This window comes from Streptomyces sp. NRRL S-350 (assembly GCF_000719705.1).
Lineage (GTDB): Bacteria > Actinomycetota > Actinomycetes > Streptomycetales > Streptomycetaceae > Kitasatospora.
This window is the reverse complement of sequence record NZ_JOHO01000103.1, coordinates 1-13,633: the sequence shown is the minus strand read 5'-3', so window position 1 is coordinate 13,633 and position 13,633 is coordinate 1. Positions and strand designations below refer to the sequence as shown.

Below are 13,633 nucleotides of genomic sequence, written 5' to 3'. Positions count from 1 at the left end.
CACCCCCTCGAACTGATCACGAAGTCGTTCGGGGTACGGCCCAAACCTGCCGATCGGCAGATAGGGCTCAATCAAACTCCACTGCTCGTCCGTGAGTTGCCTGCGCGTCACACTCAACAGTCCTACCGGGTTCTGCCCCAGCGCGGGACAGAAACCCGAAGATTGATCACAACCTCATACAGGCCCTAGGCCGAGCGCCGGTGCCGTCCGCCGAGCTCAAGCGGTCCGCCGAGCGCGTCGAGCGCCGCCCGCCCGCCGATCTCGGGGTGTCCGTCGAGCGGGGAGCCGCCGAGCTGATCCGCCTCGAACATCGCCCACACGACCTTGCCGCTGCCCAGCGGGTGCCAGCCCCAGGAGCGGCTGAAGGACTCCACCAGGTGCAGCCCACGGCCGGATTCGGCGACGAAGTCCGCCTCCCGTGCCACCGGCCCGACACTGCTCGGGTCGCTCACCGCGCAGACCACCTGGGGTGCGCGGTGCACCAGGCTTATTCGGATCGGCAGTCGGCCCTCATGGGTCGGCTGGGTGGGAAAGTCGTACTCGCTTCGGGCACCGACCGCCGGGTCGGGCCGCGCGCCGATCGCGTGCCGGAGCGCGTTGGTCACGAGTTCGGAGGCCACCAGCGCGACGTCGTCGAACAGCTCCGTCAGTCCCCAGCGTTGGAGCGTGGTCCGGGCGAAGTCGCGCGCGGTTCTGACAGCTTCGAAGCGAGGCGCGAGCGTACAGGTGACCACATGGGGGTCAACCGCCAAAGCCGTACCGGTGCTCATGAAGAGCTCCTCCCATAAGGGGGCGGACACGGCTGGACCCGCCGGGGTCATGCCGGTCACCTCCGACTCGCTCGGCCGCTCGGCCGCCCCCTCGACCAGGCGCGCGCGCACTCGAGCGCCCGGTGGCGCGGGGGACGCCGTCGAGCCGGTGCACGGAGTCGCGCGTGGGGTCGACGCGGAGCCCGCGGGATTGCCAGGGATGTGCAGGTGCACGTGCACCATGGTGGTGTGCGCTCACTGCAGATGCAAGAGTCGATTCACGTGCAGTCGCACTATTGGCATATGCAAGCGCCGGATGCACGTGCATCCTGGTGCGCGGGGTGTGGAACTGATAGGAACATCCGTCAGTATCGGCACCGTGAGCGCTCAACTGATGGCAGACTGTGCGCTGTTTGCCCTAGGTGGAGGTTTCGACCGCATGACCACAGTTCAGCCGGGCGGCGGCTCGATGGTCCGCCGGATCCTCCTCGGCTCCCAGCTGCGTCGCCTACGTGAGACGCGCGGCATCACCCGTGAGGACGCGGGCTACGCGATCCGCGCCTCCGAGTCCAAGATCAGCCGCATGGAACTCGGCCGCGTCAGCTTCAAGGAGCGCGACGTCGCCGACCTCCTCAGTCTGTACGGCGTCGACGACGGCGTCGAGCGGGAAGCCCTGCTCGGTCTGGTCCGCGAGGCCAACAAGTCGGGTTGGTGGCACAGCTTCAACGACGTGCTGCCGGGCTGGTTCCAGACCTACGTCGGCCTGGAGGAGGCCGCCCAGCTGATCCGCACGTACGAGGTGCAGTTCATCCCCGGGCTGCTGCAGTCCGAGGAGTACGCACGGGCGGTCTTCGGTCAGAGCCGGCCGGTCATCAGCGAGGACGAGGTCGAACGGCGGGTCAGCCTCCGGCTGCGCCGCCAGAAGCTGCTGGCCGAGGGCGGCAGCCCGCGCCTTTGGGCGGTCATCGACGAGGCGGCCCTGCGCCGGCCGGTCGGCGGCCCCAAGGTGATGCGCGGTCAGGTGCAGTACCTGATCGATGTCGCGGAGCAGGCCAATGTGGTGCTCCAGGTCATGCCGTTCCGGTTCGGGGCGCACGCGGGCGAGTCCGGGGCGTTCACGATCCTGCGCTTCCCGGAGCAGGACCTCGCGGACGTCGTCTACCTCGAGCAGCTCACCAGTGCGCTCTACCTCGACAAGCGGGACGACGTCGACGCCTACATCCAGGTCATGGAGCGGCTCTGCGTGGACAGCCTCACTCCGGAGCGCACGGTGGACCTGCTGGCCTCGATCCTGAAGGAGCGCTGAGCCACCTGCCGTCCGGGGGCCCGGGCGGAGTCTCGCCCGCGTGGTCCTCGGTGGGCAGGACGCCACCCGCCGGGCCGCCACCCGCCACCGCGCACGGGCAGGCTGTCGGTCACTGGCAGGTCGCCACCGGTGGGCCGCGCTGTCGCCGTCGAAGGGGCCCCACGGGCAAGCCGCCCACCCGCCGTCAGGCGCGGGCCGGCGGCCTTTCGCGTTCCGGCGGGCTCGGCTGCGGCGGCCTGCCGAGGTGCCAGGCCAGCTCGTAGCGGCGGAAGAGGTCGGCGCGGATCGGCGCCAGCGGGACCTCGGCGCCCGGCAGCAGTACTCCGATGCAGCCGCCCATCAGCGCGCTGCGCAGCACCGCGTGCTCGGCGACCGGGTCGGGGGCGCCCCAGTCGCGCAGCAGGCCCTGGAGGATGGCGCCGAGCTGTTGCTGCTCCGGGTCCTGGACGAAGGCGCCGGCGTCCGGGTCGAGGATCAGTGCCAGGTGTGAGCGCATGACCCTGGGGTGGTCCAGCGCCAGTCCGAGGACGGCGTCGATGGCGCGGGCCAGCCGGGCCTCGGGGGTGGTGCCGGGGGCCAGTTCCGCCAGTGCACCGGCCAGTGCCTGGTGCATCAGCCGGTGCGTCGCGGACTGCATCAGCAGTCGTTTGCCTTCGAAGTAGTACGACAGCAGGCCACGGGCGAGACCGGCCCGCTCGGCGATGTCGGTCAGTGTGGTGCCCGCATAACCGCGCTGGTCAACCAGTTCGACGGTGGCCCGCATGATGCGTCGGCGGGAGCGTTGCCGCATCTCCTCATTGACCGAATCCCCCCGAGGTGCCATCGTGTCTGCTCCGAACGTTCGTTGACTCCGAGCCAATATACTTGCGGAGCCGACAGCCGCACCGTGGAACCGCGCCCCCGCCGGGCGCCGTCCGGTCGGCCCGGTACGAAGACGGCCGGCTCCACCAACACGGGGGTTTGGTGGAGCCGGTGCCATGGCCTGGCGGCCGGAGTCGGCCCCGGACGGGGCCCGAGGATCAGCGCCTGGTGAGGACTTCGGTGCGAGTCGTCATCGCCCCGGCTGACTGGTAATCATAATCCGGCACGGACACGGGGATCGCCTTGCGCCGCCGGTCGACCACGGCTCCCACCGCCGCGACCGCCAGGCCGACCAGCGCGACCGCCGTGACGAACACCAGCGCGGGCCGGTAGCCGTCCAGTTGAGCCTGCGGGCTGTCGCCGCCCGCACTGCCGGCCGTGATCATCGCGGTCGCCCCGGCCAGCACCACCGCGGTGCCGACCTGAATCGCGGTGTTCACCAGACCCGAGGCCAGGCCCTGTTCCTCGTCGGCCACGCCGTCCGTCGCGGCGATGTTCACCGACGGGAAGGCGAGGGCGAAGCCCACGCCGAGCAGCAGCATCGAGGGCAGGACCAAGGCCACGTAGGAGCTGTGCTCGTCCAGCCGCAGGAAGAGGGCGAAGGCGCCGACCAGGGCGGCGAGGCCGAGCGGGAGCAGCCGCCCGGTGCCGAAGCGGTCCACGATCGGGCCCATGAACGGCGCGGAGAGGGCGATGAACGCACCGGCCGGCAGCAGCCCCAGTGCCATCTGCAGGGCCGACCAGCCGAGCAGGTGCTGCAGGTAGAGCGTGACCACGAACTGGAAGCCGCCGTACGCGCCGGTCATCGTGAAGGCGACGAGGTTGGCCCGGGCGACCGAGCCGTTGCGGAAGATGCCGAGCCGGACCAGCGGGTGGGCGGTGCGGCTCTCGACCCGCAGGAAGGCGGCGGCCAGCGCGGCGACCACGGCCAGCGAGCCGAGGGTGCGCAGGCTCAGCCAGCCGGCGCCCTGCGCCTCGGTGACGGTGAACACCAGCAGCAGCACGGTCGCGGTGCCGGTGATCGCGCCCAGGATGTCGTAGCCGCCCTTGGCGGGCTCCTCGGCCCGGCGGGGGAGCAGGCGGATCGCGAGGCCCAGGGCGAGCAGCGCGACCGGGACGGGCATCAGGAAGGTCCAGCGCCAGCCGACCGAGGTGAGCAGGCCGCTCAGCACCAGGCCGAGTGAGAAGCCGCTGGCGCCGCAGGTGGTGTAGATGGACAGCGCCCGGTTGCGGGCCGGGCCCTCGGCGAAGGTCGTGGTGATGATGGACAGGCCGGCCGGGGCGGTGAAGGCGGCGCTGACGCCCTTGAGGAAGCGGGCCGCGATCAGGAGCCCGCCGTCGTCGACGAGGCCGCCGACCAGTGAGGCGGCGGCGAAGACGGCCAGGGCGACGAGGAAGACCCGGCGCCGGCCGAGCAGGTCGGCGGCGCGGCCGCCGAGCAGCAGCAGGCCGCCGTAGCCGAGCACGTAGCCGGAGACCACCCACTGCAGGGTGGAGGTGGACAGGTGCAGCTCGGAGCCGATGGAGGGGAGGGCGACGCCCACCATGGAGACGTCCAGGGCGTCCAGGAACATGGCGGCGCAGAGCACGATCAGGGTGCCCCAGAGGCGGGGTGTCCAGTGCAGCCCGCTGGTTGACGGGGCGTCGGGTGACGTGACGGTCGCGGTGGTCATGAGAGGACAGTACATGCACATGCATTCAATGCAAGTGAATTAGATGTGAACGCATTAATTTACGATGCATGTGGTATCGTGGTCGCGTGGCTGAACTCGAACCCTCGGTGGAGGCCGGTCTCGTCGCGCAGTGGCGCGAGCTGCTGGCCCGGCACGCTGCGGCTGCCTGCCTGCTCGACCGCGAGCTGGGCGACAAGTTCGGGCTGGGGATGAGCGAGTTCGAGGTGCTGGAGCGCCTCGTCGAGGGATGCGCGGCCGTCGGAGAACACGCGGTGCGGGTGAGCGATCTGGCCCCCACCGTCCACCTCAGTCAGAGCGCGCTCTCCCGGCTGATCGCCCGCCTGGAGAAGGCCGGGCTGGTCACCCGGGCGATGTGCAAGGAGGACCGGCGGGGCATCGTGCTCACCCTGACCGAGGCCGGCCTCGAGCGCTACCACCAGGCCCGGCCACTCCACCGCGAAGTGCTGGAGCTGACCCTCGGTGGCGAGCTCGGCCCGGCCTGCTGAGCGCCCGCCGCCGTCGGACGGGGTCGAGCTGAGTCGAGCCGGTTCGAGCTGAGTCGAGCTGATCGGGCAGGACCGGCAAGGCGCCAGTCTCCCCTTCTCCCGCTTCTCCCGCGCCCGTTCGGCTCAGAGGAGCGAGCGCAGCCCCGGAGCGACGGCAAGCAGGACGACGGCCGTGGGAGCGGCGAGGGCCGCGACGGTGAGCCGCAGCCGGTGCGGGACGGTGAGCCGCGGACGGCCCGCGAGCAGCCGGTCCACCCGCTTCGGGGACTGCGCCAGACCGGGCGGGCAGGAGCCGAACACCCCCCGGCCCAGGTTGAGTTCGGCCAGGGCGAGGGCAGTGGTGTGCCGACCGTGGCGGCGGGCGGCCCGGTCGTCGGCCGCCAGCTCGACCAGTTCGGCCACCTGGTCCCGGAAGGCGCTGAACACGCCCACCCCGGGGAAGCCCGAGGCGAGCGCCTGCGCGAACTGCTGCAACCAGTGGTGCCGGGCCCGGACGTGACCGCGCTCATGACTCAGCACGGCCGCCAGTTCCCGGGCGGTCAGCTGTTGGAGGGCGCCGGTGGTGACCACCAGGCGGGAGTCGGGGCCGGGCAGCGACCACGCCTCGGGGCGGACGTTCTCCAGCACCACCAGCCGCTCCCGGCGGCTCCGGGCGGTCTCGATGGACTCCGGCAACTCCGGCGCACGACTCGCCAGTTGGGCGTGCCGTCGATCGCGCAGCGCCTTCGCCGTCCGGACCTCGCGGGTGAGCGCCAACACCGTCTGCACCCCGCCCGCCGCCAGCACCGCGGCGCACAGCCGACCCCAGCCCTCGGCATCCTGCAGCTCGTACGCGGCCTCCACCCCGTGCGGCGCGCCCGAGAAGACCAGCGCGCGCAGTTCCGGCAGGGCGGCGGAGCCGGCCAGCACCAGCCCCAGCGCGCAGCACAGCAGCACCGCGACCACGAGGCACTGCCACACCAGCAGCGCCAGCACCGGTTCGCGCTCCACCCAGCGGGCCCGGGCCAGCAGCCGGGGCGCGACGGTCGAGAGCAGCAGTCCGAGCAGCAGCAGGCCGATCAGGGCAGGCATCGCATGGGCTCCCCGAGTACGCACGGAACGCGACAACGCGCTCCCCGCCAACCTATGCGCTGGCGACGCCCGGTGGAACGGCTTTCCGGCGGCCAGTGACCAACGCCACCCGGCCGGCGAGGCGTTGCGGGGTGTGGCGGAGCGTCGCGGGTCTTGTCGCGCGGCCGAGCGGATCACATGGTCAGGAGCATGGCGAACATGCCGATGCCCATGGTGAGTCGGCAGGCCTGCGGCAGCCCGGCGGTGCCGACCGCGAGGTTGCCGGCCGGAGTGTGCAACAGGCGACTGCCGGCCCGGACGGTGTACGCGCCGAAGTAGAGGAGGAGGGCGCCGGTCAGCAGCGGCAGGCCCTGACCGGTGGCGTGGTGGTGCTGGTGGCCGGGGGCCGCCCCCATCGCGAGGGCCATGTAGGTCATGGCGAGGGCACCGACCGCGTGGTGCAGCCGATGAGCCCGGCCGGCCGGGGCGTGGGCGGCGGCGAGTAGGAAGGCGGCGGCGGGAACGCCGAACAGCGCGGCCCAGACGGCGGCGGGGACGGTTGCGCCGGTGACGGCCATCGCCGCCATGCCGAGCCCCATCAGGGCTTCGGCGGCGTCGGACTCCCGGGCGAGCGGACGGTGGGTACCGGCCGGGGTGCAGGAGGAGCGGCGCAGTCTGACCAGACAGGCGGCACCGACGGCGGCGGTGAGGAGGGCGAGGAGCCAGTTGACCAGGGCGGGTCCGTGCAACGGCGGCCTCCCGGGGCGGTGGGCGGCGGCGGGCGGCGAACAACGGGCGGAAGCGACGGACAGGTGGCAACAGGTAGCGGACGACGGAATCCGTCAGCTGTCTTCTGTTGCTGTTTCCTGTCGTCTGTCTTCTGTCGTCTGTTCGCCGACCCGCACGCGGCGACAGTCGTCCGGTCCACGATCACCGCAGTCACCCGGCAGGGCCAGGCGCGTAAGGGGGCGCACAGTGGTGCCCGGCGTGGTGAAACCCCGGCCGCACACCGGCAGGCCGTCGCCGCAGGCTCAGCCCTGAAGGCGCCCCGAGGCGACCACCCGGCTGAGGAACCGCCGGGTGCGCTCCTCCCGCGGATCCCCGAACACCTGCTCCGGCGGCCCCTGCTCGAGCACCACCCCGTCGTCCAGGAAGCAGACCTGGTCGGCGACCTCGCGGGCGAAGCCCATCTCGTGGGTGGAGAGGACCATCGTCATTCCCTGCTCCTTGAGGTCCCGCACCACCGAGAGCACCTCCCCGACGAGCACCGGGTCGAGCGCCGCGGTGATCTCGTCCAGGAGCAGCAGCCGCGGCCCGGTGGCCAGCGCCCGCACGATCGCGACGCGCTGCTGCTGGCCGCCGGAGAGCCGGTCCGGGTACTCCGTCGCCTTGGCCGCCAGTCCGAGCCGGTCGAGCAGTTCCAGCGCCCGCCCCTCCGCCTCGGCCCGCGCGACCCCGTGCACCCGGCGCGGCGCGAGGGTGATGTTCTCCAGCACCGTCAGGTGCGGGAACAGGTTGTAGGACTGGAACACCACCCCGATCCGCCGCCGCACGGCGTCCTCGTCCGCGCGGGGATCGGTGATCTCCTCGCCGTCCAGGAAGACCGCGCCGTCGTCGATGCCCTCCAGCAGGTTGACGCACCGCATCAGCGTGGACTTCCCGGAGCCGGACGCCCCGATCAGCGCCGTCACGGAGTGCTCGGGCACGGCGAGGTCCACGTCTCGCAGCACCACGTGAGAGCCGAACGTCTTGCGCACCGCCTCCAGCCGGAGCACCTCCGCCGTCACACCGCACCTCCCTGGAACTGCCGCCGGTTCATCCGCGTGGTCAGCCAGTCGGCGAACCGGGTCAGCGGGATGGTCAGCACGATGAACACCAGACCTGCCAACAGGTACGGCGTGAAGTTGAAGGAACGGGCGGCGATGATCTTCGCCGCGTACACCGCGTCGATCGCGCCGCCGATCGAGACCAGGCCGGTGTCCTTCTGCAGGCTCACCAGGTTGTTCAGCAGCGGTGGCACCACCCGCCGGACGGCCTGAGGCAGTACGACGTACCGCATCGTCTGCGCATTGGTCAGCCCCAGCGAGCGTGCCGCGGCCCGCTGGCTCGGGTGCACCGACTCGATGCCGGAACGGAACACCTCCGACACGTACGCCGAGTACGTCAGCACCAGGGCGGCCCCGCCGAGCAGCAGCGGATCGGTGGTCACCCCGGTCAGCCGCAGCGCCGGCACGCCGGTGATCATCACCAGCAGGCAGATGATCATCGGGAGCCCGAGGAAGAAGTCCACGTACGCGGTGGCCAGCAGCCGCACCGGCAGGAACACCGGCCCGCGCAGTGTCCGCAGCACCGCGAGCAGCAGTCCGAACGCCATGATCAGCACACCGCAGCCGAGCATCAGCTCCAGGTTGAGCCGAAGTCCCTTCAGCACCTCGGGGAGCGCCTGCCGGGCGTAGCCCAGGTTGAAGAAGGTGCGCCGAGTCACCTCCCAGCCGGGGGAGTTGACGATCAGCAGGTAGAGCGCGGCGGCCGTCGCCAGGGTCGACGCGGCCGCGATCAGCGCCGAGCGGCGGGCCCGGGCCCGCCGGTACGCCTCGTGCGCGAGCCGCCGCTCGGAGGGGCGGTAGCCGTCTTCCTCGGGGCCCGTCCCGGCGAACCGCGCCGTCCCGGCCGTCGTCGCGTCGTCGGCCGCGTTCCCGCTGGCCTCCCCGCCGGCCTCCCCGCTCATGCCGGGGCCCGGTTCGGCACTCAGTTCAGCGCTCACTTCAGCACCGGTGCCGAGACGGCGTCGGAGAGCCACTGCTTCTCCAGCTTCGCCAGCGTGCCGTCCGCCCGGAGCGCGTCCACGGCCTGCGTCACGCAGCCGGTCAGCTTGGAGCCCTTGTCCAGCACCAGGCCGAACTGCTCGCCCTGCCCGGCGGCCTCGAACTGGCCGACGACCTGGGCTTCGGGCACTTCGGCGCCGGTGATGTAGAAGGCGGTCGGCAGGTCCACCACCAGGGCCTCGATCTGGCCGTTCTTCAGCGCGGCCTTGGCGAGGTCGTTGGAGTCGAAGACGGCGGGCCCGCTGCTCGGCCTGATGGTGTTGGTGATGGTGTCCAGGCTGGTGGTGCCGACCTGCGCGCCGAGCTTGGCGCCCTTGAGGTCGGCGATGCTCTTGGCGGTCGCGGCCTTGGAGTTCTTCAGCGCGATGACGGCCTGCCGCACGTCGTAGTAGCCGGAGGAGAAGTCCACCGCCTGCTTGCGCTCGTCGCTGATCGACACCTGGTTGAGGTCGAAGTCGAAGTCCTTTGCGCCCGGTGCGGTCGCCTTGCCGAACGGCGCGACCACCCAGTTGACCTTGTCCTTCGGGTAGCCCAGCCGCTCCGCCACCGCGAAGGCCACGGCGGATTCGAAGCCCTTGCCGTTCTCGGGCTTGTCCTCGGAGAACCACGGGTCGTACGCCGGCTTGTCGGTGCCGATGGTCAGCGTCCCCGCCGTGCGCGTGGCCAGCGCGCCCGGCGCGCAGCCCGCCGCCGTACCGGCCGCTCCCGGGGCGCCGGAGGCGGCGTCGGACGTGGTGCTCTGCGGCGCGCACGCGCCGAGCGCGGCCGCGGTGGCGACCAGCGCGGCGAGGGAGAGTACGGCGGACGGCTTGCGGCGGGTCATGTGGGCTCCAGGGGAGGAAGGACCGGGGCGGGGCGGAGAGTGCGGGAGGGCGCGGGGGCCGGGTGCCGAGCGGACGGGCCGGCTCCCGGCGGGTCACTTCCCCCCGGTGGCGGCGCCGGAACACACACGGCATGGTCGGCGTACGGGCCTGGATCAGCAGCAGCGACAGCGACAGCGACAACAGCGACAGGACAGCCCGCGCGCGCGACAGCGGGGGTCGGCATGCCGACGGGAGGGCGCCCGGAACGGGCTGTCGTGGCGTACGGCCACCGTGATCACCGCCGGGAGCATGCGGGGAGGTTCGCATCACCACAGCGCATCTGTCCAGAACATCCAGATCACCGTCCACATGCCGGACAACCGGTCTCCGGCGCAGGTTTTCAGGCCGGAGCGGCGGCTCGCCGCAGCTTTGTCGGTCTGGACCCCCTTGAACGGGAGAACCTTTCGTACTTATGGTGTCCCCGTTGAAATAACTCCTGTCGAAGTGAGTCCACGATGCAGAATCTTTCGCCAAGGCTCGCAGCGGCGGCCGACGCCCCGGTCTCGCCCCTCGCCGGCCACCCGGCCTGGCTGCGGTTGAAGGAGGCCGTCGAGGCCCTGCGCCCGCTGCAGTCCAAGGACGGCTCGATCGACCTGGCCGCCGTCCAGCGGCACACGGTCGACCCGATCGTCGCCACCGTGCGCGCCGCCGTGAAGGAGCTCGCCCCGCACTTCCCGCACGACGCCGCCTACCTGGCCGCCGTCGACACCGACCTCGCCAAGTGGGCCGACACCGGTTACCGCGAGCCCGACTTCCTGGACTCGCTGCTCGCCTTCCAGCCCGCCGAGCAGCGCGAGGACGGCCTGGAGCACCTGGTCGTCTTCCCGATGTACACCCAGAACGGCAACCCGGACCGCAACCTGGAAGCCGTCCTGCTGAGCGTCGTGTGGCCCGACTGGCTGGCCGAGCTGGAGCGCACCCGCTTCGACAACCCGATGTTCGTGCCGATCACCTTCACGGACTTCACCGCCGGCTACGACACCAACTCCGCGGTCCTCTTCCCCGAGACGGTCTCCGTGCGCAAGGCGCCGGAACGTTTCACCTGGGGCGGCATCTTCTGCGACCGCGAGGCCGCCCGCTTCCGCGCCGTCTCCACGAGCGCCGTCCAGCAGCTCGGTCTGGAGATCCCCGCCGACGCCGAGGGCCTCCTGCAGGACCAGCAGCGCGCGCAGGAGACCTTCGTCCTGTGGGACCTGGTCCACGACCGCACGCACAGCCACGGCGACCTGCCGTTCGACCCCTTCATGATCAAGCAGCGCAGCCCGTTCTGGATGTACGGCCTGGAGGAGCTGCGCTGCGACCTCACCACCTTCAAGGAGGCGGTGAAGCTGGAGACCGAGGGCAACCCGCACGCCCGCGACGTCCAGTACGCGATCCTCTTCGACCGCCTGTTCCGCTTCCCGGTCACCGGTGACCGCGTGCGCAACTACGACGGTCTCGGCGGCCAGCTGCTCTTCGCCTACCTGCACAAGCACGACGCGCTGCGCTGGCGCGACAACCGCCTCAGCATCGACTGGGAGCGCGCCCCGCAGGTCACCAACGCACTCTGCGGCGAGATCGAGACCCTGTACCGCGACGGCATCGACCGGCCCAAGCCGGCTCACTGGATCGCCGCCTACCAGCTGGTCTCCCGCTACCTCACCCCGCACCCGGCCTCCACGTGGGCCAAGGGCCCCGAGGCCCTGCCGCTCGACATCACCGAGGGCAAGGCCCTCAACAAGGCCCTGTGCGACGCCGTGCTCCCGGACGAGTTCCCGCTGAGCATGTTCTACGAGGCCCTGTCCAAGAAGCTCGGCGGCGTCATCGCCGCCACCGCCGGCATCACCGGCGCCGGTAACCAGGGAGCCGCCGCATGACCACCCCCACCAACGCCCCGCTCGCCGGCAAGGTCGTCGCCGTCGCCGGAGCCAGCGGCCCGGCCGGCCGCGCGGTGCTGCGCCGCCTCGCCGCCGACGGCGCCACCGTGATCGGCGCCGACATCGACCCCCAGCGCCTGGAGTCCGCGCTGGACGCCACCCGGGTGGCGGTACGCGGAGCCAAGGTCAGCGGCCAGGTCATCGACCTGCTCGACCCGCAGGAGGTCCACGACTGGGCCGACCACCTGGAGTCCGAGCACGGCCACGTCGACGGCCTGTTCCACCTGGTCGGCGGCTGGCGAGGCAGCAAGACCTTCTTCGACAGCCGACTGGACGACTGGGACTTCCTGCACGACACCGTCGTGCGCACCCTGCAGCACACCTCGCTGGCCTTCCAGCCCGCGCTGGTCCGCAGCGCCGCGGGCCGCTACGCGATGATCTCCGCCGCCGCCGCGCACAAGCCGACCGCCGGCGGCGCCGCCTACGCAGCCGCCAAGGCCGCCACCGAGGCCTGGACCCTCGCGATGGCCGACTCCTTCAAGAAGGAGACCACCGCCCCGGACGGCGAGCCCACCGCGGCGGCTGCGATCCTGGTGATCAAGGCGCTGGTCAGCCCCGAAATGCGGGCCGAGAAGCCGGAGGCGAAGTTCGCCGGCTTCACCGACACCGCGGACCTCGCCGACCACCTGGCGGGCCTCTGGGACCGCCCCGCAGCAGAACTGAACGGACAGCACCTGTGGCTGACAGCCCGATGACCGACCTCACCCGTACCGACGCGGTACGGCGGCACGACCCCGCCGTCCGCGGCTTCGCGAGCGACAACTACGCCGGCGTGCACCCGGAGGTCCTCGCCGCGATCGCCCTCGCCAACGGCGGCCACCAGGTCGCCTACGGCGAGGACGACTACACGGCCCACCTCCAGGACGTCTTCCGCCGTCTCTTCGGCGAGAAGGCGGAGGCCTACCCCGTCTTCAACGGCACCGGCGCCAACGTGGTCGCCCTCCAGTCGCTGCTCCCGCGCTGGGGCGCCGTGGTCTGCGCCGAAACCGCCCACATCCACGTGGACGAGGGCGGTGCCCCGGAGAAGATGGGCGGCATCAAGCTGCTCACCGTCCCCACCCCGGACGGCAAGCTCACCCCGGAACTGCTCGACCAGCAGGCCTGGGGCTACGGCGACGAGCACCGCGCGCAGCCGCTCGCGGTCTCCATCACCCAGAGCACCGAGCTCGGCACCCTCTACACCGTCGAGGAGATCCGCGCGATCACCGAGCACGCCCACCAGCTGGGCATGCTCGTCCACGTGGACGGCTCCCGTCTGGCCAACGCCGCCGCCTCGCTCGGCCAGCCGGTGCGCGCCTTCACCACGGACGTGGGCGTCGACGTCCTGTCCTTCGGCGGGACGAAGAACGGCCTGCTGTTCGGCGAGGCCGTGGTGGTGCTCAACCCCGAGCGGGTGCGCAACATCAAGTACCTGCGCAAGACCTCGATGCAGTTGGCGTCGAAGATGCGGTTCCTGTCGGTCCAGTTCGAGGCGCTGCTCTCCGGCGACCTCTATCTGCGCAACGCCGGCCACGCCAACGCCATGGCCAGCCGCCTGGAGGCGGCGGTCCGGAAGATCGACGGCGTCGAGGTGGTCCGCCCCGCGCAGGCGAACGCCGTCTTCGCGATCCTGCCTCGCGAGGTGAGCGAGCGACTCCAGAAGCGCTACCGCTTCTACTTCTGGAACGAGCACACCGGAGAGGTGCGCTGGATGTGTTCCTTCGACACCACGGAGGCCGACATCGACGCCTTCGCGGCGGCCATCGCCGAGGAGATGGGCCGCGCCTGACGGTGCTCGAACAACGAATCGCCCCTGCCCGGAAGCCCGGGCGGGGGCGATTTGCATGTGGCGGGCCCGTCCCCGTACAGTTCCGGAGTCGCCGCGGGAGACCGGGGCGGCAAAGC

The 13,633-nt window shown here is 71.5% G+C and carries 14 protein-coding genes; 5 read left to right on the top strand and 9 right to left on the bottom strand.

Features of this window, described 5'->3' with window-relative positions:
- Together IF30_RS46075 and IF30_RS0138645 are read right to left on the bottom strand one after the other, a co-directional pair.
- The coding region (locus IF30_RS46075) for a transposase (RefSeq protein WP_420791203.1) at positions 1-111 on the bottom strand (111 nt) is incomplete at its 3' end.
- 74 nt (positions 112-185) lie between these two features.
- Complete coding sequence (locus IF30_RS0138645) at positions 186-770, bottom strand: ATP-binding protein (RefSeq protein ID WP_234323005.1); 585 nt, start codon at positions 768-770, stop codon at positions 186-188.
- Between the two features lie 418 nt (positions 771-1,188).
- Here IF30_RS0138645 and IF30_RS0138640 point away from each other — a divergent pair, with 418 nt between their 5' ends.
- Positions 1,189-2,055: a helix-turn-helix domain-containing protein gene (locus tag IF30_RS0138640; protein WP_030247475.1), complete on the top strand. Its 867-nt coding sequence runs from the start codon at positions 1,189-1,191 to the stop codon at positions 2,053-2,055.
- A gap of 184 nt (positions 2,056-2,239) precedes the next feature.
- Here IF30_RS0138640 and IF30_RS46070 read toward each other — a convergent pair whose 3' ends face one another.
- Together IF30_RS46070 and IF30_RS0138630 are read right to left on the bottom strand one after the other, a co-directional pair.
- The gene (locus IF30_RS46070; RefSeq protein ID WP_037902733.1) at positions 2,240-2,845 is read right to left on the bottom strand and encodes a TetR/AcrR family transcriptional regulator; all 606 of its coding nucleotides are present in this window, start codon (positions 2,843-2,845) and stop codon (positions 2,240-2,242) included.
- A 229-nt stretch (positions 2,846-3,074) separates the two neighbouring features.
- On the bottom strand, positions 3,075-4,589 hold the full coding sequence (locus IF30_RS0138630) for an MFS transporter (RefSeq protein WP_030247472.1): 1,515 nt from the start codon (positions 4,587-4,589) through the stop codon (positions 3,075-3,077).
- 86 nt (positions 4,590-4,675) lie between these two features.
- On the opposite strand from IF30_RS0138630, the gene IF30_RS0138625 reads away from it, so the two are divergent.
- Positions 4,676-5,095, top strand: a complete 420-nt coding sequence (locus tag IF30_RS0138625) for a MarR family winged helix-turn-helix transcriptional regulator (protein WP_030247470.1) — start codon at positions 4,676-4,678, stop codon at positions 5,093-5,095.
- A 123-nt stretch (positions 5,096-5,218) separates the two neighbouring features.
- Here the strand turns inward: IF30_RS0138625 and IF30_RS0138620 are convergent, their stop codons facing one another.
- From IF30_RS0138620 to IF30_RS0138600, 5 genes are all read right to left on the bottom strand, one after another.
- The gene (locus IF30_RS0138620) at positions 5,219-6,166 is read right to left on the bottom strand and encodes a M56 family metallopeptidase (protein WP_030247468.1); all 948 of its coding nucleotides are present in this window, start codon (positions 6,164-6,166) and stop codon (positions 5,219-5,221) included.
- A 173-nt stretch (positions 6,167-6,339) separates the two neighbouring features.
- A complete protein-coding gene (locus IF30_RS0138615; RefSeq protein WP_030247467.1) occupies positions 6,340-6,894 on the bottom strand; it encodes a DUF5134 domain-containing protein in 555 nt (184 codons plus the stop codon).
- Positions 6,895-7,176: 282 nt separating this feature from the next.
- Positions 7,177-7,932 (bottom strand): amino acid ABC transporter ATP-binding protein, encoded by a 756-nt coding sequence (locus tag IF30_RS0138610; RefSeq protein WP_030247465.1) that lies wholly within the window; start codon positions 7,930-7,932, stop codon positions 7,177-7,179.
- Positions 7,929-8,873 (bottom strand): amino acid ABC transporter permease, encoded by a 945-nt coding sequence (locus IF30_RS0138605; protein ID WP_030247463.1) that lies wholly within the window; start codon positions 8,871-8,873, stop codon positions 7,929-7,931. Before IF30_RS0138605 ends, IF30_RS0138610 begins: the two co-directional genes overlap by 4 nt.
- A gap of 32 nt (positions 8,874-8,905) precedes the next feature.
- A complete protein-coding gene (locus IF30_RS0138600) occupies positions 8,906-9,793 on the bottom strand; it encodes an ABC transporter substrate-binding protein (RefSeq protein ID WP_030247462.1) in 888 nt (295 codons plus the stop codon).
- A 495-nt stretch (positions 9,794-10,288) separates the two neighbouring features.
- Between IF30_RS0138600 and IF30_RS0138595 the strand changes: the two genes are divergently transcribed.
- The 3 genes from IF30_RS0138595 to IF30_RS0138585 are packed head-to-tail and all read left to right on the top strand — an operon-like array spanning position 10,289 to position 13,517.
- Complete coding sequence (locus tag IF30_RS0138595) at positions 10,289-11,689, top strand: DUF6421 family protein (RefSeq protein ID WP_030247460.1); 1,401 nt, start codon at positions 10,289-10,291, stop codon at positions 11,687-11,689.
- Positions 11,686-12,444 (top strand): SDR family NAD(P)-dependent oxidoreductase, encoded by a 759-nt coding sequence (locus tag IF30_RS0138590; protein WP_030247458.1) that lies wholly within the window; start codon positions 11,686-11,688, stop codon positions 12,442-12,444. Before IF30_RS0138595 ends, IF30_RS0138590 begins: the two co-directional genes overlap by 4 nt.
- Positions 12,441-13,517 carry a threonine aldolase family protein gene (locus IF30_RS0138585; RefSeq protein WP_030247456.1) on the top strand — a complete coding sequence of 359 codons (1,077 nt, stop codon included), beginning with the start codon at positions 12,441-12,443 and terminating at the stop codon, positions 13,515-13,517. The genes IF30_RS0138590 and IF30_RS0138585 overlap by 4 nt, the downstream gene beginning before the upstream one ends.
- Positions 13,518-13,633: the final 116 nt, after the last annotated feature.

Bases quoted from the DNA above. Each gene is read 5' to 3' on its own strand.
- IF30_RS0138620 (WP_030247468.1), bottom strand. From the start codon at position 6,166: ATGCCTGCCCTGATCGGCCTGCTGCTGCTCGGACTGCTGCTCTCGACC.
- IF30_RS0138640 (WP_030247475.1), top strand. From the start codon at position 1,189: ATGACCACAGTTCAGCCGGGCGGCGGCTCGATGGTCCGCCGGATCCTC.
- IF30_RS0138605 (WP_030247463.1), bottom strand. From the start codon at position 8,873: ATGAGCGGGGAGGCCGGCGGGGAGGCCAGCGGGAACGCGGCCGACGAC.
- IF30_RS0138595 (WP_030247460.1), top strand. From the start codon at position 10,289: ATGCAGAATCTTTCGCCAAGGCTCGCAGCGGCGGCCGACGCCCCGGTC.
- IF30_RS46070 (WP_037902733.1), bottom strand. From the start codon at position 2,845: ATGCGGCAACGCTCCCGCCGACGCATCATGCGGGCCACCGTCGAACTG.
- IF30_RS0138645 (WP_234323005.1), bottom strand. From the start codon at position 770: ATGAGCACCGGTACGGCTTTGGCGGTTGACCCCCATGTGGTCACCTGT.
- IF30_RS0138585 (WP_030247456.1), top strand. From the start codon at position 12,441: ATGACCGACCTCACCCGTACCGACGCGGTACGGCGGCACGACCCCGCC.
- IF30_RS0138590 (WP_030247458.1), top strand. From the start codon at position 11,686: ATGACCACCCCCACCAACGCCCCGCTCGCCGGCAAGGTCGTCGCCGTC.
- IF30_RS0138600 (WP_030247462.1), bottom strand. From the start codon at position 9,793: ATGACCCGCCGCAAGCCGTCCGCCGTACTCTCCCTCGCCGCGCTGGTC.
- IF30_RS0138630 (WP_030247472.1), bottom strand. From the start codon at position 4,589: ATGACCACCGCGACCGTCACGTCACCCGACGCCCCGTCAACCAGCGGG.